Origin of the sequence: Fundidesulfovibrio terrae, assembly GCF_022808915.1 — a bacterium.
Lineage (GTDB): Bacteria > Desulfobacterota > Desulfovibrionia > Desulfovibrionales > Desulfovibrionaceae > Fundidesulfovibrio > Fundidesulfovibrio terrae.
Genome location: NZ_JAKZFS010000001.1, coordinates 1,155,722 through 1,176,248, shown reverse-complemented (window position 1 = coordinate 1,176,248; position 20,527 = coordinate 1,155,722). Strand labels below are relative to the sequence as shown.

Sequence of the window (20,527 nt, the reverse complement as noted above, 5' to 3'; positions counted from 1 at the left end):
GGTTCAGCGCCAGAAGGCCACCACGTCCTCCACGCGCTCGCGCTCCTTAAGCGTGACGAAGCGCCCGCCGGACACGCCAAGGACCTTGGGCATCTGGCGGCTGTTGTAGCGCGACCACATGGCGAACGTGTACGCCCCGGCGTCCAGGATCAGGATGAAATCGCCCGGCGCGACGTCCGGCAGCGGCCTGGACCGGGCCAGGAAATCCCCTGAAAAACAGAGCGGACCGGCCACGTGCCAGGGATTCTCCGCCCCGGCCTTGAGCGCCCCGTCCGGCCCGGCGGCGGCCAAGTCGTGGTGCCAGGTGCCCGGCACGTAGCAGGTGCGCAGGAACATGTCCGCGCCAAGGTGGATCACGGCCGTGCGGTGGCCGGGCTGCTCCTTGACGTATTCCACTCGGCTGGCCGCGAAGCCCTGTCCCGCGAACATCCAGCGCCCGAACTCCGTGAACACGGCGAGGCTCCCGTCGAAAAGCTCCGGGCAGTCCCGGGCCAGGGCGGCGCCATACTCCCGCATGGTCGGCTCGGATTCTCCCTCGCGGTAGGAAACGGGAAGCCCGCCCCCGATGTCCACCCGGGTGATCCTCGCGCCCCCGCAGGCGGCGTCGATGTCGCGGCGCAGGTCCAGCAGGATGCGCGCCCCGCGCGTGAACAGCGCAAGCGGGCACCCCTGGGAGCCAACGTGCATGTGCAGTCCCGTGAGCCAGGGGCGCGCCACGTACGCCTCGATGATCTCCCGGCGCTTTTCCACGGGCTCGCCGAATTTGGAGAACTCCCCGGCCACGCTGGTGTCGGCGATCTGGCCCAGGCCCACCTGGGGGTTGACCCGAAGCCCGATGGTGGCGGCGGAGGAAGGGGCGTCCACCAGGGCATCCAGACGGGCCAGTTCCTGAAAGTTGTCCGCGTTCAGGTGGACGCCCAGCGACAGGGCCTGGCGCAGCTCGGGCACGGTCTTGGCGGGCGAGTCGAACACGATGCGCGAGGGCTCGCACCCGGCGGCCAGGGCCAGGTGCAGCTCCGGCAGGGAGGCGGCCTCCAGGCCCGCGCCGCGCGCCACCAGGCGCGAGAGCACGGCGGGCATGGGCATGGCCTTGACGGCCACGGCATGCAGCGTTCCCGGGACGAACGCGGCGCGCGCAGCCTCAAGCCGGGCGTCCAGGCCGTCCAGGTCGTAGATGAGCGCGGCGGTGTCGTCCTCATCCAGGGCTTTGCAGGCCAGGGCAGCGGCGAGAATCCTGGAGGCGGGAGCGGCCCGGCGGGCCACGGCGGAGTACTCCATGCTCAGGCCCTCTCCTCCATCTCGAAGCTGAAGCGCCCGGATTCGAACAGGCCCAGGCAGGCGTCCACGGCATCGGGGAAATAGAGCACGCCCCGGTTGCGCTTCACCTCGCCCAGGGCCCGGTCCAGGCCCAGGGCGGCCCGGTAGGGCCGGTGGGAGCTCATGGCCTCCACCACGTCGGCCACGGAGAGTATCTTGGCCTCCTCGCTGATCTGGCCGTCGGAGAGCCCCGCCGGATACCCCGAGCCGTTCAGCCGCTCGTGGTGCTGCAGCACGCACTGGGCCACGGGCCAGGGAAAGGGGATGTTCTTGAGAATGTCGAAGCCCACCTCGGAATGGGTCTTGATGAGCCCCATCTCGATGTTGGTGAGCGTGGACGGTTTCGCCAGTATTTCCGCTGGGATGTATATCTTTCCGATGTCGTGCAGGAGCCCGGCCACGCGCAGGCCCTCCAGGCGGTCGCCATCGAGGCCAAGCTCGGCTGCTATGGCCGTGGCCAGGGCGGCCACTCGCTGCTGATGCCCGGCCGTGTAGGGATCGCGCTTCTCGGCGGTGACGGCCAGGGCCTCCACGGTGGCCTCCAGCGATTCGCGCAGGCTGGCCACGTATTCCCTGAGGTTCCGCTCGCTCTTGACCCGCTCGGAGATGTCCCGGAACACCAGCACGGAGCCCACCGTCCCGCCCCAGTCGTCGAGAATGGGGGAGACGTTGGTCTCGATGGGCACGGACTCCCCGCTCGAGCGCGTGAATCTGCAGGTGTGGCTGCCGAATCCTGCCATGCAGGAGTCATCGTGGCGCAGGAGCTCGGGCAGGGTCCTGCCCTGGGCCTCCTCCAGCTTGACTCCCAGGAACTGCTCGGCCACGGGGTTGAGGAATCTGACCAGCCCGTCGGCCCCCGTGGTGACCACGGCTTCGCCCAGGCTCTTGAGGGTGGTGGCCAGGAGCCTCTCGGAGAGCACCAGCTTGCGGTCCGTCTCGTACTTGTAGACGGCCATCTCGATGGTGGTCTGGAGTTCACGGTCCTCGAAGGGCTTGATGATGTAGCCGAAGGGATTGGTGATCTTGGCGCGTTCCAGGGTCTGCTTGTCCGCGTAGGCGGTCAGGTAGACCACCGGGATGCCGAAATTCTCTTTGATCAGGCCCGCGGCCTCGATGCCGTCCATCCCGCCCTCGAGCATGATGTCCATGAGGATCAGGTTGGGCTTGAGCTTCCCGGCCTTGTCCACGGCGTCCTCGCCGGTGCTGGCCACCCCGGCGACATCATAGCCCATGTATCTGAGCCTGCTCTGGATATCCAAGGCGACTATGGCCTCGTCCTCGACCACGAGTATCCTGCTCTTCTGACTCGGCATGTCCGTTTCCAGTGCCCGCATTGCCGGGCTGTTGCGCGACCGGCGTCCCGCACGCCGGTTTCCGGGACACGGTCTCCCACGGGGCCGTGCGCCTTAAGCCATGAGTTCCTTGAGGGCTTCGGCCAGCCTGGGGTGCCTGAATTCGAAGCCCAGCTCCACGAGGCGCTTGGGGAAGGCGCGGCATCCCGAGAGAAGCAGCTCGTCCGCCAACTCCCCCATGGCCAGCCTGAGTGCAGCGGCCGGCACGGCCAGGCCGCACGGCCTGGACATCGCCCGCCCCAGATACCGGCAGAAATCGAGATTGGAGACGGCTTCGGGGGCCGTCAGGTTATAGGGTCCGGCCGCGGCTTCGTTCTCCAGCAGGAACACGATGGCCCGGACGGCGTCCTCCATGTGTATCCAGGGGATTCCCTGGTTCCCCTCGCCCAGGGGGCCGCCCACGAACAGCCTGAAGGGGGTGAGCATCTTTTGCAGCACGCCCCCGCCTCGCCCCATGACCAGCCCCATGCGCAGCACCACCCAGCGCACGCCCAGGTCCTCCACCGCGCGCGTGGAGGCTTCCCACTCCAGGCAGACGTCCGTGAGGAAGCCTGATCCCGGCGGGGACGACTCGTCCACGGCCTCGTCCCCGGTGTCGCCGTAGTAGCCCACGCCCGATCCCTGGATGAACACCCTGGGTTTCACGGCGGCCTGGGCTACGGCCGCGAGCATGGCCTGGCCCGCATGGACCCGGCTCTGAAGGATCCGGCTCTTGCGCTCGGGCGTCCAGCGCCCCTCGGCGATGCCCTCCCCGGCCAGGTTCACCAGGGCGTGGGCGCCGTCGGCCAGATGGCCCCAACCCGCGCCGGAGTGTCCGTCCCAGGTGACGTATTCGGGCAGGGCTCCCTCCGGATCCGCCGAAAGGGGCCGCGACGCGCCGCGCGTCAGCACCGTCACCCGGTAGCCCCCGGCCATGAGCGCACGGCACAGGGGCTTGCCGATGAAGCCGCTCCCGCCTGAGACGATGACGGATTTCGGATTATCGTGCGAAGGTTCCTTCATACCATAAGGTACGTAGGGGAAAAGGCTTCAGGTGGTCAATAGGAGAAGTCGAGCTGATATTTGACAGGAGGGATCGCGTCGAAATTCCAGAAGAATAGCGCGCCCTTGAGCCAGGAGGAAACGTCCTGCCGCACCAGGCGGATTTCGAGGGTCAGGGAATAGGCGTTGCCCCGGGCCAGGCTGTCCCAGGCCCCCAGGTCCATGGACATGTTGCCCCACGCCTCCTTCATGACCAGCCCCAGGTCGCGGCCCCGGAAGTGCTCCTGGCGCCCGCCCGGCAGGACGATCTCGAAGGGTCCCCCGTCGTGCAGCCTGAGGCTCGAGAGCGTCTGGGCGCGCGAGACCTCTGCGTTCCAGGAGTAGTCACGCTTGCGGGTGAGCCAGGCCCGGCATTCCAGGGCCAGGACCTGCCCGCTCACCAGGGCGTCGTTCACCGCATCCACCGCCTTGACGTCCACCCCGAAGCGCACCTTGACCCGCCCCTCCTGGTTGTCCACGACCAGGTTGGTCAGGCCCATGCGCTGGGCGTGCGCGTCCGTGCGGGAGACCGCCGAGAACGCAAGCAGGAGGAGTACGAGATACAATGCCCGACGCATGAAGAACCCTTGCCCTTTAAACCCTTTCGGCCCCTACCTGAAGCCCGTGGCTTTGACAACAGCCAAAGCCGGGAGTACCCTTTTTGAAGCGATGAACCGCATCCGATTCGTCTTTTTCGGGGAGCTCAAGTCCCCCTGGGCGGCCCAGGCATGCCGCCACTACCTTGATGGGCTTTCGCGCTATATCCGTTACGATACCGCGGTGCTGCGCGACGCCAAGGAAGCCAAGGACCACACCGCCCGCAAACGCAAGGAGGGACAGGCGCTCCTTGCGGCGCTTGGCCCACGCGACCGCGTGATCGGCCTGGACGAGCGGGGCAAGGCCCACGGATCCAAGGGACTGGCGTCGAAACTCTCCGAATGGATCGAGGACCCGGGCCGCGCCCCCTGCTTCGTCATCGGCGGCCCGTACGGATACAGCCCCGAGGCCGAAGCCCGCTTCGACGAGCGATTGAGCCTCGGGCCTTACACATTGCCACATGAACTGGCCCGAGTCATCCTCCTGGAGCAACTGTACAGGGGCATGAGCATCCTGGCCGGGCATCCGTACCACCATGATTGACCGTTTCCGGCCCCATTCTCCCCTCGACTTTTTCGCCGGAACATGTTTTCAAGCGATTTCGGCCGGGCGCACTCTAAACGCGCCGGAACTCGGCCTTTCCAGTCTTTTTTGAACTCCTGGAGCTGACATGTCCTTTCCGTCCCTTTCAATCGGCGACCTGTGCGTCCGCATCCCCATCATCCAGGGAGGCATGGGAGTCGGCATATCCCTTTCCGGCTTGGCGGCGGCGGTAGCCGAGGCGGGAGGCATCGGGGTCATCGCGGCCGCCGGCATCGGCATGAGCAGGCCCGGCTACGCCTCGAACTTCATCGAGACCAACAACGCCGCCCTGAGCGACGAGATCCGCGCCGCCCGGGAGAAAACCTCGGGAGCCATCGGCGTCAACATCATGGTGGCCCTCACCAACTACGCCGAGCTGGTCTCCACCGCCGTCAAGGAAGGCATCGACGCCATCTTCTCGGGAGCGGGCCTGCCCCTGGACCTGCCCGCCCACCTGCCCGAGGGCTGCAAGACCAAGCTGATCCCCATCGTCTCCTCGGCCCGGGCCGCGGTCATCCTGTGCAAGAAATGGCTGGCCAAATTCGGACGCGTACCCGACGCCTTCGTGGTGGAAGGCCCCATGGCGGGCGGGCACCTGGGCTTCAAGCCCGGCCAGTTGGGCGAGGCCGCCCACTCTCTGGAGACGGTGGTCCCGGAAGTGATCGAGGGCGTCAAGCCCTACACCGCTCCCGACGGCAGGCCCATCCCGGTCATCGCGGCCGGAGGCGTGTACACCGGGGCGGACATCCGCAAATACATCCGCATGGGCGCGGCCGGGGTCCAGATGGGCACCCGCTTCGTGGCCACCGACGAATGCGACGCCGACATGGCCTTCAAGCAGGCGTACGTGAACGCGTCCGAAGAGGACATCGTCATCATCCAGAGCCCCGTGGGCCTGCCCGGACGCGCCATCCGCAACACCTTCTTGGAGGAAGCCTCCAAGGGCAACCGCCGCCCCAAGGTGTGCCCCTTCAACTGCGTCCACTCCTGCGACCACACCACCACGCCCTACTGCATCATGATGGCCCTCATGAACGCCAAGAAGGGCAACCTGGATCACGGCTTCGCCTTCGCCGGGCAGAACGCCTGGCGCGTGACCGAGATCGTGCCGGTCCGTGAGCTCATCGCCAGCCTGGAAGCCGAGTACGACCAGGCCGTGGCCCAGGAGGCCGGAGCCTAGCGCGCGGGTGCATCCGGCCCCGGGGGACACCGCCATGCCCATGTTCGACACCGCCTATCTGGAGAAGCTGGAGGCCTACTTCGCCTCGGGCGATCTGGAGATGGATTTCGAGTACGCCGACGAGGAAAAGCGCGGGCGCATCCTGGACTTCCTGGAGAAGCTCATGGACGTGGCCGACCAGGCGGACCAGCAGGCCACCAAGCTCATCTTCAAGGATGGGCTTGATCAACTGCTGGGAGCGAACACCCAGAAATAGCCCATCTGCCCCCGGCTGGGATACGCGGCGGTCCGCTCGAGGGCGAAGCCCTCGGGCACGGCTCCGTCCGGGGCCGCATCACTCGCGAACACGACCACCACGGGGAAGCGACGTTCCCCGTTCCCGGATTCTCTTTCCAACTTGTAGCGCGACGCGGTCTTCAAAAATTCCCGCCACGGCTGGAAGGCCCGAGACAGGCAGACCTGCGCCGTTCCGGCCACGGCTTCGGCCCGGCCCTCGAACACCTCGGTGCGTTTGAGGCGCATCATGGCCGCGCACTGGCGCAAAAACGCCGCCCGCTTGGCCCTGGGCTCGATCAGCACGTAACGGCCCGCATCCCAGAAGAGCCTGAGGGGCACGCCCGGAATCCCGGCCCCGGCCCCGAAGTCGAGCGTCAGCGGCTCATCCGGGAGATCCAGTTCGCAGAGCAGGTCCGCCAGGTGCCAGCTGTCCGCCACCAGCTCCGAGAGCATGAGCGGCCACTGGCGCGGCCCCACCAGGTTGGTCCGGTGGTTCCATGTCTGCAAGAGGCCGAGATAGACGCCAAGGCCCTCGGCCTGCTCCGGGGTCAGTTCGCGCCCGAGCGAGCGGGCTTGTTCGGCCACCAGGGCCGGGGTGGGATCGCTTGAAGCCATGGGCCGGGGTATGGCCCAAGAATTGACGCCCGTCAAAGGATGCTCTACCAAAACCGGCGGACGAGAACCGTCCCATTTTTTCCCGCAAGGAGCCCACTCGTGACCACCACCGCTAACGCCGCCGTGCTCTTCCCCGGACAGGGATCCCAGGAAAAAGGCATGGGCCGCGACCTGGCCGAATCCCGCCAGGACGCCATGGACCTCTGGAAGCTGGCCGAAAAGACCTCCGGCCTTGCGCTTCGTGAAATATACTGGGACGGCGACGACGCCTCCATGGCCGACACCCGCAATCTCCAGCCCGCCATGACCGTCACCACGCTCAACCTCTGGCTGGCCGTGAAGGACAAGCTCGCCCCCATGGGCTTCGCCGGGCACAGCCTGGGCGAATACGCCGCCCTGGCCGCCTCGGGCGCGTTGCCCATCCAGCAGGTTCTTGAACTTACGAGCCTGCGCGGCAAGCTCATGGCCGAGGCCGGCGGCACGGACGGGGCCATGGCCGCCATCCTCAAGGTGTCGCTGGAAAACGTGGAGCAGATCGTGGCCAAGGCCGCCGAGGTCACCAAGGGCGTGCTCCTGGTGGCCAACTACAACACCCCGGGCCAGTACGTGATCTCAGGCCGCAAGGACGCCGTGGACCAGGCCGCCGGGCTGTGCAAGGAAGTCAAGGGCCGGGCCATCCCCCTGGCCGTGAGCGGCGCGTTCCACTCCCCCATGATGGCCGAGGCCGCCGCCGAGCTTGAAAAGATCCTGTCCAAGGCCGACTGGCGCGCCCCCAGCGCCCCGGTGTTCGCCAACGTGACCGGCGCGGGCGAGTCCGACCCGGAGAAGCTCAAGGGCCTGCTGGCCCGCCAGATGACCTCCTCGGTGCGCTGGATCGACACCATGGGCGCACTCTACGAGGCCGGAGCCCGGACCTTCGTGGAGATCGGCCCCAAGGGCGTCTTGACCAAGATGGTCAAGCCCAACCTGGAGGGCAAGGACGACGCGACCGCCGTCAACGTGGGCTCCATGCAGGCCGCTGCGGAGTTCACGCTGCCGTAGGGGAAAGGCGAAGAGTCAGGATGCCTCCGGCGGCCAAAGGGACTCCGTCCCTTTGGAATCCCGTACAGGGGGTTGGTTCGTAAGCGATACGACGACGCCGGGCGCTGGCCTGGGCGTTCAATGAGAATCAAGGCGGAAAAATGCGCGCGCTGACCCATTTGAGGGGCCTTCTGGGCTCCATCCTGGAGAAGAAAGGGGCCGAGTGGCCCGAAAAGGCCACCATCGAGCCCCCCAAGGACAAGAAATTCGGGGACATGGCCTGCAACATCGCCATGCTCACGGCGGGAAAGTTGGGCAGGAAGCCCAGGGAACTGGCTGAAGAGCTGGCCAGGGAGCTTCTGGAGGCCGATCCGGGCCTGTCCAAGGTCGAGGTGGCCGGTCCCGGCTTTCTGAACGTCACCTTCGCGCCGTCCTTCTGGCAGCAGACCGTGGAAGAGGTGCTGGAAGCCAGGCAGTGCTTCGGCAAGTTCAACCTGGGCCGGGGCGCCAAGGTGCAGGTGGAGTTCGTCTCCGCCAACCCCACCGGCCCCCTGCACATCGGTCACGGGCGCGGCGCGGCCGTGGGCGACTCCATGGCCCGCATCCTGCGCGCCATGGATTACGAGGTCTCCACCGAATACTATATCAACGACGCCGGACGCCAGATGCGCCTGCTCGGCGAATCCATCTGGGTGCGCCTGCTGGAGCTTCTTGAGAAGCCCGTCGCCTACCCCGAGGACTGGTACAAGGGCGAGTACATCATCGACCTGGCCCGCGAGCTCGTCACCCTCAAGGGCAAGGCCCTGGCCGACCTCCCCCCGGCCGAAGCCCAGGACATCTGCTACGAGTACGGCATGAAGTCCATCCTGGACGGCATCAAGAAGGACCTGGCCGACTTCCGCGTGGAGCACCAGGTGTGGTTCTCGGAGAAGTCCCTGGTGGCCGCGGGCGCCGTGGAGCGGACCCTGGCCGACCTCAAGGCGCGCGGCCTGGCCTACGACAAGGACGGCGCGGCCTGGATGGGCACCACCCAGTTCGGCGACGACAAGGACCGCGTGCTGCGCAAGTCCACCGGCGAGCTGACCTACTTCGCCTCGGACATCGCCTATCACGCCGACAAGTACGCGCGCGGCTTCAATACGGTCGTGGACATCTGGGGAGCCGACCACCACGGCTACATCCCCCGCATGAAGGCCGCCGTTCAGGCCCTGGGCCGCGCCCCCGAGGACCTCAAGGTCATCCTGGTGCAGCTGGTGAACCTCATGCGCGGCGGCGAGCAGATCGCCATGTCCACCCGGGCCGGGCAGTTCGAGACCCTGGCCGACGTGTGCGCCGAGGTGGGCGTGGACGCGGCCCGGTTCATGTTCCTCTCGCGCAAGTCCGACAGCCACCTGGACTTCGACCTGGAACTGGTCAAGCAGCAGTCCATGGACAACCCGGTGTACTACGTGCAGTACGCCTTCGCCCGCATCTGTTCGCTGTTCGCCAAGGCGGCCGAGCGCGGCGTCGCCAAGCCCGCGCCCTCCAGAGAGCTGCTGGCAAGGCTGGACACCCCCGAGGACCTTGACCTCATGCGGTTCATGGAGCAGTATCCCGACATCCTGGCCAGTGCCGCCCTGACCCTGAGCCCCCATGTGGTGAGCTTCTACCTGCGCGACCTGGCCGGCCTTCTGCACCGCTACTACACCATGCATCCGGTGCTGGCCGCCCCGGACGAGGCTCTCATGCGCGCACGCATGCTCCTGCTCGAAGCGGTTTCCGTGGTGGTGGCCAGCGGGCTTGAGCTCCTGGGCGTGAACGCTCCGGAGAAGATGTAACCTGCGCGCGGTGGAAAACAGTTTTTCCACCGCCTTGCGTATAAACTTCGGTTCGCCGCGGCCCCCCCGGGAGCGGCGGACCTTTTGACGGCAGACGCCGGAGAACCGCATGAAGGTCGTGGACCGTTTCAACGTCTCCAAACAGCCTGACGGACCAAGGAAATTCACTTTCGAATTCACCGGCCCCGGGCTTGTTTCCGTGGTGGTGGTGGCGGTGCTGGGCATCGTGTGGGTCTTCATCCTGGGCGTCCTGGTGGGCCGGGGCTACAAGCCCGAGAACGCCGTGCCCCAGGTGGCCCAGATTATGCCTTCCGCCCCGGCTCCGGCCCAGCCCGAGAACACCGAGACGCCCACGGTCCTCAAGCCCGAGGAACTCCACTTCCAGGACACCCTCCAGGGACGAAAGCCCGTCGACACCGTCACTGTGGACTCCGCCAAGAAGCCCGGCGAGGACAAGGCTCCCGCCGCGCAGGCCGCTCCGCCCCAAGGCGGGGCCGCTCCCCTGACCCCGGCCGCGGCTCCCGTGCAGACCACCGCGTTGGAAAAGACCCCCTCCGCCCTGCCCAAGGGCAAGGTGGCCACCGCCCCGGCCCAGCCCGACAAGAAAACCGTCCAGGCCGACGCCTCCAGGCCCAAAGACGCCAAGGACTCCAAGGGACAGAAGTTCTCCTGTTCCTACCAGCTTGCCGCCCTGGACAAGAAGTCCCAGGCCGATTCCGAGGTGGACCGGCTCAAGAAAAAGGGTATCAAAGCATCCGTGGAGGAGGTAAAGATAGACGGCAAGACCCTTTACAGGGTCGTGGCGCAGGTAAAAGGGACCGAAGCGGAGATCAAGCAAACCCTTGATAACGCTGGGGCAAAAAAGCCTATACTTCGCGACAAAAAATCCTTATGAGTCTGTTCCCCCGCGAAACGGGGAGGCTCTCCCACGGAGGACTTCGAATGTTCGGACAAACGTTCGTCCCGACCAAAGCCTTCTTCACCAGAGGCATTGGCCGTCACAAGAATAAGCTGCAATCCTTTGAGCTGGCTCTGCGCGACGCCGGGATTGAAAAACTCAACCTGGTGTACGTCTCCAGCATCTATCCGCCCAACTGCACTCTTCTGACCGTGGAAGAAGGCCAGGCGCTGCTCAATCCCGGGCAGATCACCTTCTGCGTCATGGCCCGCAACGCCACCGACGAGAAGGGCCGCCTTGTGGGCTCGGCTGTGGGCATGGCCTTCCCCGCCAGCAAGGACAACTACGGATACATCTCCGAGCACACCTCCTTCGGCAAGGATCAGAAGGAAATCGGCGATTTCGCCGAGGACCTGGCCTCCACCATGCTGGCCACCACCTTGGGCATCGACTTCGATCCCGAAACCGCCTACGACGAGCGCCGCGAGATCTACATGATGTCCGGCAAGATCATCGAGTCCAAGTCCCTCCCGAGCGTCACCACCGGCGTCTCCGGAATGTGGACCACCACCATCTCCGCCGTGGTGTTCCTGCCGTAGGACCCATTGCACGATGCATGAAAGCGCCCCGCCCACGCGGGGCGTTTTCGTTTGGGGGACAGACACATGCGATGCCGCCCGCCCAGCCTCTCCGACCACTTCGACGGCAAGCGCTTCCGCAATCCCTGGGGCGACGCTGACAGGAGCTTCGCCGACCTGCTGCGCTGGAAGTTCACCTCGCGGTCCGTCCCCTGGCCCGCCAAGGTCCACAACACCCGCAGGGACCTGCCGCCCGAGCGCGTCCACGGCGAGGCCGTGCGTATCACCTGCATCGGGCACTCCACGGTGCTCATCCAGACCGCCGGGGTGAACATCCTCACCGACCCGGTCTTCTCCGAGAGAACCGGTCCGGTCATGATCGGCCCCAGGCGCGTGCGCGAGCCGGGATTATCCCTGGCCGCCCTGCCGCCCATCGACGTGGTTCTGGTCACCCACAACCACTACGACCATCTGGACCTGCCCTCGCTTGCCGCGCTGTGGCGAGGCCACCGGCCGCGCCTCATCGCGCCGCTTGGGGACGCCCGCCTCGTTGAGCGTGCCGCCAAGGGCGCCACCTGCGAGGAGCTGGACTGGTGGGAGTGCGTGGATGTGGCGCATTCATCCGGCGGATGCGGGCCCATCCGGCCGGAGCGGGCCTCGGCCGCGTGCGCACGCGGCCGGGACGTGCCTGGGCCGCGCTCAGCGACAGGTTCGATCCGCATCCATGCCGCGCCCGCCCACCACTGGTCCGCCCGGGGTCTCTTCGACCGGCGCGAGGCCTTGTGGTGCTCGTTCGTGCTTGAGACGCCCGCGGGGCTCATCTCGTTTTTCGGCGACACGGGCTACGGCTCGGGCGAGCCCTTCCGGCGCATCCGGGAGCGCTTCGGCCCCTCCCGCGTGGCGCTTCTGCCCATCGGGGCCTACGAGCCGCGCTGGTTCATGGCCCAGGCGCACATGAACCCCGAGGAGGCGGTCCGGGCCTTCCGGAGCCTTGACGCTGACCACGCCCTGGCCCTGCACCACGGGGTGTTCAAGCTCACAGACGAGGGGATCGGCCAGCCCCTCGCGGACCTCGCCGAGGCGCTTGAGAAGCACTGCGTCCCGCCGGAGGCGTTCCGCGCTCCGGACGTGGGCGAGGCCTGGACGCTGCCCTGACCGGGCGGGGTCTCGAACGCCCTCGCGCAAGCCACGGACGCCCGGGGTGGCCCGAAACCGTTTCCTGCCACTCCGGCGAGCCGCCCCCGGCAAAAGCCTCGCACGCCACACGATTGCCCCCGCCCGCGCTTTCGGCTATCCCCCAGCCCATGACCGCAACCGAACGCGCCCCCATCATCTTCGAGCGCCTGCGCGCCAGATATCCGAAAACCGTCCCCGCCCTCGACCACCACAACGCCTGGGAGCTCCTGGTGGCCACGGTGCTGGCCGCCCAGTGCACCGACGCCCGGGTGAACATGGTCACCCCCAAGCTCTTCGCCCGCTGGCCCGGCCCCGCCGAACTGGCCCTGGCCTCCCAAGAGGACCTGGAAGAGGTGGTCCGCTCCACGGGCTTCTTCCGCAACAAGGCCAAGAACCTGATCGGCGCGGCGAAACGCGTCATGGACGCCTTCGGCGGCCAGGTCCCCCGCACCCTGGCCGAGCTGGTCACGCTTCCCGGCGTTGCCCGCAAGACGGCCAACATCGTGCTCTCCAACAGCTTCGGCGTGAACGAGGGCATCGCCGTGGACACCCACGTCACCCGCCTGGCCTACCGCCTGGCGCTCACCGACTCCGACGACCCGGTGAAGATCGAGCGCGACCTCATGCCGCTCTTTCCCCAGGACCAATGGGGCGAGATCAACCACCTGCTGGTCTATTTCGGGCGTGACATCTGCGACGCCCGCAAGCCCAAGTGCCCCGAGTGCGAGCTTTCCGACATCTGCCCCAAGCGCGGCGTAGGGAAGAAGTAGGCCATGCACGCTCCCGGAACCTTCACCATACAGGCCACCGACGGACCTTCCCGCTTGGGCGAACTGCACACTGCCCACGGTGTGGTGCGCACCCCGGCCTTCATGCCCGTGGGCACGCTCGGCACCGTCAAGTCCCTCTGCCCGCAGGACCTCAAGGACGCGAGCGCCCAAATCATCCTGGGCAACACCTACCACCTCTACCTGCGCCCCGGCGACGACCTGGTGGCAAGGCGCGGGGGGCTGCACGCCTTCATGGGCTGGGACCGCCCCATCCTGACCGACTCCGGCGGGTTCCAGGTGTTCTCGCTCTCCGGGCTGCGCAAGCTCACCCCGGACGGCGTGGAGTTCCGCTCCCACCTGGACGGCTCCAAGCATTTCTTCACCCCGGAGAAGGTCCTGGACATCCAGCGCAACCTGGGCTCGGACATCATGATGGTGCTGGACGAGTGCGTGCCCTACGGCGCGGACCACGCCTACACCGAAAAATCACTCGTCCTGACCCACGACTGGGCCCTGCGCTCCCGCGAGAACCACGCCCCGGGCCGCAACGGCCAGCTGGTCTTCGGCATCGTGCAGGGCGGCTTCTTCAAGGACCTGCGCGAGCAGTCCGCCGAGGCCATCTGCTCCATGGGCTTCGACGGCCACGCCATCGGCGGGCTTTCGGTGGGCGAGTCCACGGCTGAAATGTACGAGCTCATGGCCCACACCGCGCCGCTTCTGCCGGCGGACAAGCCGCGCTACCTCATGGGCGTGGGCAAGCCCATGGACATTCTGGAGGGCATCGGCAACGGCATCGACATGTTCGACTGCGTGCTGCCCACCAGGAACGCCCGCAACGGCACCCTCTACACCAGCCGGGGCCAGGTGAACATCAAGCGCGCCGAGTTCAAGGAGGACGACTCCCCCCTGGACCCTGAATGCACCTGCTACACCTGCCGGACCTTCTCCAAGGCATACCTGCGCCACCTCTACGTGGCCAAGGAGCTTCTGTCCTACCGTCTCAACACCATCCACAACGTGCATTTCTTCCTGGAGTTGGCCAGGGGCGCTCGCGAGGCCATCGCGGCCGGGCAGTTCGCCGCCTACAAGGCCCGTTTCCAGGCGGTGTACCCAAGCGCGCCGCAGGAGTGATCCGTGAAGCGACCCGGTTTCAAGGCCGCTTTTCATGTCCTTGAGCACCTGATGCTGGCCGCCGCCGTGACGGGGATCGGCCTTCTGCTCACGGCCGGGTTCTGGCTGCAGAACAGCGATCCTCCCACGGCCTCGGACGCCATGGTGGTGCTGTGCGGCGACTTCGGACGGGCCGCCTACGCGGCGGACCTCTACAAGCTGGGCCTGGCCCGGAAGGTCTACGTGGGCAGGGCCTACAGGCTGCGGGGCGAGCGCGTCCTGGACCAGAACATGCTCACCTTCCCCCGGCACGAGGAAGTCTACAAGGCGCTCCTGCGCAAGAAGGGCGTCCCGGCCGACGCCATCGAATACTACGGCGACGAGCTTCTGAGCACCGCCCAGGAGGCCGAGGCCCTGGCCGCGCACCTGGGCGCGGGGCCGGGCTCGCTCATGGTGGTGACCTCTTCGTACCACGTGCGCCGGGCGCGCATGATCTTCAAGGACGCCCTGCCGGGCTGGGACGTGCGCGTGGTGGACGTCCCCGCCGAAAGGATGCCCGCCGCGTGGTGGACCGACCAGGAGTCGGCCCGCACCGTGCTCCTGGAGATACCCAAAACCTTCTATTACCTGCTGGGCGGCAGGTTCCGGTCGGCTCCGGCCGGAAACTGAGCCCGGCGGACATCAGGAGCACAGCATGGCCAAGACAGCCATCGTGACCGGAGGCAACAAGGGCATCGGGCTCGAAGTGACCAGGATGCTCCTCGCACGCGGCTGCGTGGTGTACGTGGTGGCCCGCGATTTTGCGGACTTCCCGCTGGCCTCGGAGAAGAACGTCCGGACCGTGCCCTTCGACCTGGCCGAGGTTGAGAAGATACCCGCCCTGGTGGAGCAGATCGGCGACGTGGACATCCTGGTGAACAACGCCGGGGTGATGTTCAGCATCCCCCACGACCGGTACACCCGCGAGCGCGTGGGCCGGATGCTGCGCATCAACCTTGAGGCCCCGGTGGCGCTGACCACGGCTGTGAGCGCGTCCATGCTCCGGAAGGGAGGAGGCAGGGTCGTGAACAACGCCTCCCTGGCCGGTCAGACCGGGCACCCCGACGTGTGGTACGGCATCACCAAGGCGGGGCTCATCAACATGACCAAGAGCTTCGCCAGGATCTTCGGCGGCAAGGTGGTGGTGAACGCGGTGGCCCCGGGACCGGCGGAGACGGACATGCTCGCCTCCATCCCCGAAGCCCGCCGGGAGGGCGTCTTGCGCTCGGTCTATTCCGGACGCTTCGCCCGCGCGGACGAAGTGGCCGAAACCATCGTCTGGCTGGCCACGGACAGCCCCGAATACATCAACGGAACCTGCATCGACATAAACAACGGATCGTTCCCCAGGTAGGAGGGGTCCGGGCGGCACGGCACGGAGCGGCACGGGCGAGAGCCAGGCGAACCGGCGGGATCACTGCGTAGGCAGGCGTTCCCCGTCCGCCACTGCGGGCTGTTCCACGAAGCGGAAGCTGTTCTTGCCGCGCCCCTTGGCCCGGTACATGGCCGTGTCGGCGTGGCTTATGAGCTGTTGCGGCGACACGCCGTCGCCGGGATAGACGGCGATGCCGATGCTCGCGCCGATCCGTGCCTGCCCTCCGGGCAGGTCGAACGGCTCGGAAACGCTCTCAAGCATGCGAGAGGCCACCCTGGCCGCCTCGTCGATGTTCTTGAGGTCCATGAGCACGGCCACGAACTCGTCGCCCGCGTAGCGGGCCAGGGTGTCGTTAGAGCGCAGGCACTCCCCCAGGCGCCGGGCCACCTGCTTGAGCAGCCTGTCCCCGGTCTCGTGGCCGTAGGTGTCGTTGACCCGCTTGAAGTCGTCCAGGTCCAGGAACATCACCCCCACCTTGGAGGCGTTGCGGTCCGCCGTGGCCATGGCCTGCTCCAGCCGGTCGGTGAGCAGCATGCGGTTGGGCAGCGCGGTGAGCACGTCGTGGAAGGCCAATTCGCGGATGCGTTCCTCGGCCTCCATCTTTTCGGACACGTCCGTCACCACCAGCAGGAACCCCTTGGCGGCCTGCCCCCGGCGGCCCTGGATGGCCGAGAACGAGAACTCGAACACTCCCGGGGTCTCCGGCAGGCGAGTGGTCAGTTTCAGGCGTCCCGTCTCCCGGAGGTTCTCCATGGTGGGCCAGCCCTCGGGCACGGGCAGGCCCATGGACAGGACGGCCCGCCAGTCCCGGGCGACCATGGCGCTGCGCACCATGCGCAGACGGTCCTCGGCCACGCGGTTGACGCGCAGCACCTTGCCCTCGGCGTCCAGCACGAAAAGCGCCTCCTGCACCGAGGAGAACGTCCGCTCCCAGTCCTCCGCGGCGGTGCGAAGCGAGGTGAGGGTCTGCTTCAGGCGCACGGAGAGTTGGAAGAAGGCCCGGGCCAGCTTGCCGATCTCGTCGCCGGAGCGCATCTTGCGAAGCGCGTCCATGGCGCTGGAGGCGAACGGCCTGGTGAGCGCGCCGTCGGCCTTGCGCAGGTCCTGCGAGATGATCTGGGCGGCTGTTTCCAGGCCTTCCAAGGGCTTCGCGATGCGGCGCATGGCCCAGAATCCCGCGGGCAGCACCAGGGCCATGGCGGCGCAGAAGAACAGGCCCAGGGCCACCACGGACTCGCGTATGGACTTGAACGCCTCGACCTCGGGAACCTGGGCCAACACGGCCCAGCCCAGCGAGGATATCTGGCGCGAGGCGATGATCATGGGCACGCCCTGGCTGTTCACCGTCTCTCCGGCTCCTTCGTAGCCCTCCACGGTCCGGTCGAGGAAAACATTTTTGCCCGGCTCGTTGCGCGTGAGTATCCGCGAGGCGTCCGGGTGGATGATGAATCGGCCGGCCCGGTCCACCACGTAGACGTACCCGGTCTCGCCGATCTTGCGCTGTTGCTGTTCCCACAGGCCCGAACGCGAAAGCAGGTTCAGCGAGCCGCATACCAGGGCTATTATCTCCCCCGTGTCCGACTTGATGGGGGCGGTCACGGTCAGCACCGGCAGGCCGGTACGGGCGGATACGTACGGATCGCCCAAGCCTCCGGCACCATGGGACACGGCGCGCGCGAAGTAGTCCCGGTGGGCGAAGGACTGGCCGCGCAGTTCGGGATGGGGAGGGAAATCCTCGACGAATATCCCGTTGCGGTCCAGGATGAAGATGCCGCTCTCCAGCCTGGGGAAATACGACAGCTGCCGGCTCAGATATTCGCGGATGGCCTCCCGGTCGTTTCTGCGCAGGGCGTCCTTGGGGAAATTGCCCGCCACGGCCATCAGGTCGCGTACGTTTTCCTCCACGAAGCCCTGGATTTCCAGGGCGAGGATGCCCGTGTCGGAAACGAGCTGGTGCCGGACCAGGCCCTTGATGGCCTTCTGCTGGTAGGCGAAGAGAAAAAGGCTCGTAGCCGCAATGACGGCAAGTACGAGCCCTGACAGCAGTAACGATGCTTTGGCGCTGAGCTTCATGGTAAGCGACCTGTGAAGGGCCTATACAAGTTCGTCGCTGATTCAAATGGGTAAAACACGAATTTTGTGGTTGCCCCCGAAAAAATAGATATATTCGGGACGAACCCAGTCCAGGAGGCAGCATGAACCGCCATCCCAACAGACTCGCCGCCGAAAAGAGTCCCTACCTTCTCCAGCACGCCCACAACCCCGTGGACTGGCTGCCCTGGGGCGAGGAAGCCTTCCGGAAGGCCCGCGCCGACAACAAGCCCCTGTTCCTCTCCATCGGCTACTCCACCTGCCACTGGTGCCACGTCATGGAGCGCGAATGCTTCGAGGACGAGGAAACGGCCGCCCTGCTCAACTCCGTGACCGTGCCCGTGAAGATAGACCGTGAGGAGCGCCCGGACCTGGACGGCGTTTACATGACTGCCTGCCAGCTCATGACCGGCTCCGGCGGCTGGCCTCTCTCCATCTTCGCCGACCACCAGGGTCGGCCCTTTTTCGCCGCCACCTACATTCCCAAGCACACCCGTTTCGGGCGCATGGGGCTCATGGACCTGCTTCCCAGGATCAGCGAGGTCTGGAACAGGCGCGCGGGCGACGTGGAGCAGACCGCGGGCAGCGTGACCGCCGCCCTCAAGGATCAGCAGCACCCCGCCCCCCTGGACACGGCCCCCGGCCCTGATGTCCTGGACACGGCCTACCGCCAGCTGGCCCAGCGTTTCGACGCCGAACACGGCGGATTCGGCCAGGCCCCCAAGTTCCCCTCGCCCCATCAGCTGCTCTTCCTGTTGCGCCACCACAAGCGCACCAATGATCGCCTGCCCCTGGACATGGTCGCGCAAACCCTCACCGCCATGCGCCTGGGCGGCATCTTCGACCACGTGGGCCTGGGCTTCCACCGCTACTCCACCGGCGCGGACTGGCTGCTGCCGCACTTCGAGAAGATGCTCTACGACCAGGCCATGCTTCTCATGGCCTACACGGAAGGCCACCAGGCCACCGGCGACCCCCTCTTCAAGCGCGCCGCAATGGAGACAGCCGCCTACGTGACGCACGCCCTGGTCGGCGCGGAAGGCGGCTTCCATAGCGCCGAGGACGCCGACAGCGAGGGCGAGGAAGGCAAGTTCTACGTCTGGACCGAGGCCGAGCTGGCCGACACCCTGTCCCCCCAAGACGCCGCGTTCTACGCTGGCCTGTACGGGTTCAAGCCCGGCGGAAATTTCGCCGAGGAGGCCAGCGGACAGGAAACCGGGTCCAACATCCCCCACCTGTCCGCTCCTCCCCGGGACGCCGACGAGGCGCGGCTGGAGTCCATTCGCCAGAAACTCTTCGAGGCCCGCGAGAAACGCGTCCATCCCCACAAGGACGACAAGATCCTCACCGACTGGAACGGCCTCATGGTCGCGGCCCTGGCCCAGGCCGGGCGCATCCTGGACGCCCCGAAGCTGGTCCGGGCGGCCTCCCGGGCGGCCGATTTCGTCCTGGCCCGGCTGCGGGGCGCGGACGGACGCCTGCTGCACCGCTACCGCGACGGCGAGGCCAAGGTGCCCGGCAACCTGGACGACCACGCCTTCCTGGCCTGGGGGTTCGTCGAACTCTACCAGGCCACGTTCGACCTGGGTTGGCTCCAGGCCGCGCTGGACACGGCCGAACAGATGCTCGCCCACTTCAAGGACCCGGAGCGCGGAGGGTTCTTCTTCACCGCCGACGACGCCGAAACCGTGCTCACACGCCGCAAGGACGCCTTCGACGCGGCCATGCCCTCGGGCAACTCGGTGGCCATGCTGGTTCTTCTGAAGCTCTCGCGCCTGGCTGCCCGGTACGACCTGGCCGAGGAGGCCCACCGCCTCGTCCTCTCCCTGGGCGAGAACGTGACCCACTTCCCTTCGGGGTTCACCATGCTTCTGTGCGGGCTGGACTTCGCCCTGGGGCCCGGGGCGGACGTGGTGCTCTCTGGCCCCGACGACGCTTCGCTCGAGCCGTTCCTTGCGGCCCTGCGCGGGCGCTATCTGCCGAATACGCTGGTGCTCAAGCGGGACGAAGCGGGCGAACTGGCGTCGCTGGCCTCCTATACGGCGGGCATGTGCCCCGTGGACGGCAAGGCCACGGCCTACGTCTGCCGCGACGGCCTGTGCGAGCCGCCGACAACGGACGTGGTGAAGATGATGGAGCTTCTGGAAAAGAAGTAGGAGAAGAGGCCTCCGGCGGCCAGAGGGAGTTCCTCCCTTTGGAATCCCGTATAGCTTCGCGTCCAGGCGGCGGGGGTGGGGGCTGGCGCGGCAGACAAATTTTCCTTGCCAGCATCGTCATACAAAACTATACACTTCGTCATGCCCGCCACAACAACGTTCTCCCTCCCGCTGATCGACGCCACGGCCGGATTCCCCTCCCCGGCCGAGGACTATCTCGACGCCCGGCTGGACCTGAACGAGCACCTCGTCAGAAACCCCGCCTCCACCTATTTCATCCGGGTGCAGGGGGAATCCATGCGCGGGGCGGGCATCGCCACCGGGGACCTGCTGGTGGTGGACCGTTCCGTCACGCCCAGGCCCGGCCACGTGGTGGTGGCCGCCGTGGACGGCGACCTCACGGTCAAGCGCCTCAAGCGCCTTGGACGCACCCTGGCCCTGGCCGCGGAAAACCCCGATTTCGCTCCCATCCCCATCACAGATGAGCGCGCCGTGGAAATCTGGGGCGTGGCCACCCACGTCATCCGCAAGCTGACGCCGCGCGGCGTCTTCTGACGC

At 66.9% G+C, this 20,527-nt stretch carries 20 protein-coding genes; 14 read left to right on the top strand and 6 right to left on the bottom strand.

Features of this window, described 5'->3' with window-relative positions; genetic code table 11:
• Positions 1–3: 3 nt before the first annotated feature.
• The 4 genes from ML540_RS05410 to ML540_RS05395 all read right to left on the bottom strand — a co-directional run bounded on the left by ML540_RS05410 (position 4) and on the right by ML540_RS05395 (position 4,267).
• Positions 4–1,278 (bottom strand): type III PLP-dependent enzyme domain-containing protein, encoded by a 1,275-nt coding sequence (locus tag ML540_RS05410; protein ID WP_243359095.1) that lies wholly within the window; start codon positions 1,276–1,278, stop codon positions 4–6.
• Positions 1,279–1,280: 2 nt separating this feature from the next.
• Positions 1,281–2,630 carry an HD domain-containing phosphohydrolase gene (locus ML540_RS05405; RefSeq protein WP_243359093.1) on the bottom strand — a complete coding sequence of 450 codons (1,350 nt, stop codon included), beginning with the start codon at positions 2,628–2,630 and terminating at the stop codon, positions 1,281–1,283.
• Positions 2,631–2,723: 93 nt separating this feature from the next.
• A complete protein-coding gene (locus ML540_RS05400) occupies positions 2,724–3,671 on the bottom strand; it encodes a TIGR01777 family oxidoreductase (RefSeq protein WP_243359091.1) in 948 nt (315 codons plus the stop codon).
• A gap of 35 nt (positions 3,672–3,706) precedes the next feature.
• A complete protein-coding gene (locus tag ML540_RS05395; protein ID WP_243359088.1) occupies positions 3,707–4,267 on the bottom strand; it encodes a DUF4390 domain-containing protein in 561 nt (186 codons plus the stop codon).
• A 91-nt stretch (positions 4,268–4,358) separates the two neighbouring features.
• Here ML540_RS05395 and ML540_RS05390 point away from each other — a divergent pair, with 91 nt between their 5' ends.
• From ML540_RS05390 to ML540_RS05380, 3 genes are all read left to right on the top strand, one after another.
• Complete coding sequence (locus tag ML540_RS05390) at positions 4,359–4,829, top strand: 23S rRNA (pseudouridine(1915)-N(3))-methyltransferase RlmH (protein ID WP_243359086.1); 471 nt, start codon at positions 4,359–4,361, stop codon at positions 4,827–4,829.
• 127 nt (positions 4,830–4,956) lie between these two features.
• A complete protein-coding gene (locus ML540_RS05385; protein WP_243359078.1) occupies positions 4,957–6,048 on the top strand; it encodes an NAD(P)H-dependent flavin oxidoreductase in 1,092 nt (363 codons plus the stop codon).
• Positions 6,049–6,082: 34 nt separating this feature from the next.
• Complete coding sequence (locus ML540_RS05380) at positions 6,083–6,304, top strand: hypothetical protein (protein WP_423747880.1); 222 nt, start codon at positions 6,083–6,085, stop codon at positions 6,302–6,304.
• On the opposite strand, the gene ML540_RS05375 is transcribed toward ML540_RS05380, so the two are convergent.
• Positions 6,274–6,939 (bottom strand): 16S rRNA (guanine(527)-N(7))-methyltransferase RsmG, encoded by a 666-nt coding sequence (locus ML540_RS05375; RefSeq protein WP_243359075.1) that lies wholly within the window; start codon positions 6,937–6,939, stop codon positions 6,274–6,276. The genes ML540_RS05380 and ML540_RS05375 overlap by 31 nt on opposite strands.
• 99 nt (positions 6,940–7,038) lie before the next feature.
• On the opposite strand from ML540_RS05375, the gene ML540_RS05370 reads away from it, so the two are divergent.
• The 9 genes from ML540_RS05370 to ML540_RS05330 all read left to right on the top strand — a co-directional run bounded on the left by ML540_RS05370 (position 7,039) and on the right by ML540_RS05330 (position 15,701).
• Positions 7,039–7,980, top strand: a complete 942-nt coding sequence (locus tag ML540_RS05370) for an ACP S-malonyltransferase (protein WP_341482624.1) — start codon at positions 7,039–7,041, stop codon at positions 7,978–7,980.
• Positions 7,981–8,120: 140 nt separating this feature from the next.
• The gene (argS, locus tag ML540_RS05365; RefSeq protein ID WP_243359072.1) at positions 8,121–9,776 is read left to right on the top strand and encodes an arginine--tRNA ligase; all 1,656 of its coding nucleotides are present in this window, start codon (positions 8,121–8,123) and stop codon (positions 9,774–9,776) included.
• Between the two features lie 109 nt (positions 9,777–9,885).
• A complete protein-coding gene (locus ML540_RS05360; protein WP_243359070.1) occupies positions 9,886–10,671 on the top strand; it encodes an SPOR domain-containing protein in 786 nt (261 codons plus the stop codon).
• A 47-nt stretch (positions 10,672–10,718) separates the two neighbouring features.
• Complete coding sequence (locus tag ML540_RS05355) at positions 10,719–11,273, top strand: pyruvoyl-dependent arginine decarboxylase (protein ID WP_243359068.1); 555 nt, start codon at positions 10,719–10,721, stop codon at positions 11,271–11,273.
• Positions 11,274–11,339: 66 nt separating this feature from the next.
• Positions 11,340–12,407 (top strand): MBL fold metallo-hydrolase, encoded by a 1,068-nt coding sequence (locus tag ML540_RS05350; RefSeq protein ID WP_243359067.1) that lies wholly within the window; start codon positions 11,340–11,342, stop codon positions 12,405–12,407.
• Positions 12,408–12,556: 149 nt separating this feature from the next.
• Positions 12,557–13,198: an endonuclease III gene (gene nth, locus ML540_RS05345; protein WP_243359066.1), complete on the top strand. Its 642-nt coding sequence runs from the start codon at positions 12,557–12,559 to the stop codon at positions 13,196–13,198.
• Positions 13,199–13,201: 3 nt separating this feature from the next.
• On the top strand, positions 13,202–14,329 hold the full coding sequence (gene tgt, locus ML540_RS05340) for a tRNA guanosine(34) transglycosylase Tgt (protein WP_243359065.1): 1,128 nt from the start codon (positions 13,202–13,204) through the stop codon (positions 14,327–14,329).
• 3 nt (positions 14,330–14,332) lie between these two features.
• Positions 14,333–14,977: a YdcF family protein gene (locus tag ML540_RS05335; RefSeq protein WP_243359063.1), complete on the top strand. Its 645-nt coding sequence runs from the start codon at positions 14,333–14,335 to the stop codon at positions 14,975–14,977.
• Between the two features lie 25 nt (positions 14,978–15,002).
• Positions 15,003–15,701 (top strand): SDR family NAD(P)-dependent oxidoreductase, encoded by a 699-nt coding sequence (locus ML540_RS05330; RefSeq protein WP_243359061.1) that lies wholly within the window; start codon positions 15,003–15,005, stop codon positions 15,699–15,701.
• 60 nt (positions 15,702–15,761) lie between these two features.
• Here ML540_RS05330 and ML540_RS05325 read toward each other — a convergent pair whose 3' ends face one another.
• Positions 15,762–17,795, bottom strand: a complete 2,034-nt coding sequence (locus ML540_RS05325; protein ID WP_243359059.1) for a diguanylate cyclase domain-containing protein — start codon at positions 17,793–17,795, stop codon at positions 15,762–15,764.
• A gap of 122 nt (positions 17,796–17,917) precedes the next feature.
• Here ML540_RS05325 and ML540_RS05320 point away from each other — a divergent pair, with 122 nt between their 5' ends.
• Together ML540_RS05320 and ML540_RS05315 are read left to right on the top strand one after the other, a co-directional pair.
• Entirely contained in the window at positions 17,918–19,969 is a 2,052-nt protein-coding gene (locus tag ML540_RS05320) for a thioredoxin domain-containing protein (RefSeq protein ID WP_243359056.1), read from the top strand.
• Between the two features lie 141 nt (positions 19,970–20,110).
• Positions 20,111–20,524 carry a LexA family protein gene (locus tag ML540_RS05315; protein ID WP_243359053.1) on the top strand — a complete coding sequence of 138 codons (414 nt, stop codon included), beginning with the start codon at positions 20,111–20,113 and terminating at the stop codon, positions 20,522–20,524.
• The last annotated feature ends 3 nt before the right edge of the window (positions 20,525–20,527 follow it).

Coding starts and splice junctions, on each gene's coding strand:
- ML540_RS05410 (WP_243359095.1), bottom strand. CDS start 1,278: ATGGAGTACTCCGCCGTGGCCCGCCGGGCCGCTCCCGCCTCCAGGATT.
- ML540_RS05405 (WP_243359093.1), bottom strand. CDS start 2,630: ATGCCGAGTCAGAAGAGCAGGATACTCGTGGTCGAGGACGAGGCCATA.
- ML540_RS05400 (WP_243359091.1), bottom strand. CDS start 3,671: ATGAAGGAACCTTCGCACGATAATCCGAAATCCGTCATCGTCTCAGGC.
- ML540_RS05395 (WP_243359088.1), bottom strand. CDS start 4,267: ATGCGTCGGGCATTGTATCTCGTACTCCTCCTGCTTGCGTTCTCGGCG.
- ML540_RS05390 (WP_243359086.1), top strand. CDS start 4,359: ATGAACCGCATCCGATTCGTCTTTTTCGGGGAGCTCAAGTCCCCCTGG.
- ML540_RS05385 (WP_243359078.1), top strand. CDS start 4,957: ATGTCCTTTCCGTCCCTTTCAATCGGCGACCTGTGCGTCCGCATCCCC.
- ML540_RS05380 (WP_423747880.1), top strand. CDS start 6,083: ATGCCCATGTTCGACACCGCCTATCTGGAGAAGCTGGAGGCCTACTTC.
- ML540_RS05375 (WP_243359075.1), bottom strand. CDS start 6,939: ATGGCTTCAAGCGATCCCACCCCGGCCCTGGTGGCCGAACAAGCCCGC.
- argS (WP_243359072.1), top strand. CDS start 8,121: ATGCGCGCGCTGACCCATTTGAGGGGCCTTCTGGGCTCCATCCTGGAG.
- ML540_RS05360 (WP_243359070.1), top strand. CDS start 9,886: ATGAAGGTCGTGGACCGTTTCAACGTCTCCAAACAGCCTGACGGACCA.
- ML540_RS05355 (WP_243359068.1), top strand. CDS start 10,719: ATGTTCGGACAAACGTTCGTCCCGACCAAAGCCTTCTTCACCAGAGGC.
- ML540_RS05350 (WP_243359067.1), top strand. CDS start 11,340: ATGCGATGCCGCCCGCCCAGCCTCTCCGACCACTTCGACGGCAAGCGC.
- nth (WP_243359066.1), top strand. CDS start 12,557: ATGACCGCAACCGAACGCGCCCCCATCATCTTCGAGCGCCTGCGCGCC.
- tgt (WP_243359065.1), top strand. CDS start 13,202: ATGCACGCTCCCGGAACCTTCACCATACAGGCCACCGACGGACCTTCC.
- ML540_RS05330 (WP_243359061.1), top strand. CDS start 15,003: ATGGCCAAGACAGCCATCGTGACCGGAGGCAACAAGGGCATCGGGCTC.
- ML540_RS05325 (WP_243359059.1), bottom strand. CDS start 17,795: ATGAAGCTCAGCGCCAAAGCATCGTTACTGCTGTCAGGGCTCGTACTT.
- ML540_RS05320 (WP_243359056.1), top strand. CDS start 17,918: ATGAACCGCCATCCCAACAGACTCGCCGCCGAAAAGAGTCCCTACCTT.
- ML540_RS05315 (WP_243359053.1), top strand. CDS start 20,111: ATGCCCGCCACAACAACGTTCTCCCTCCCGCTGATCGACGCCACGGCC.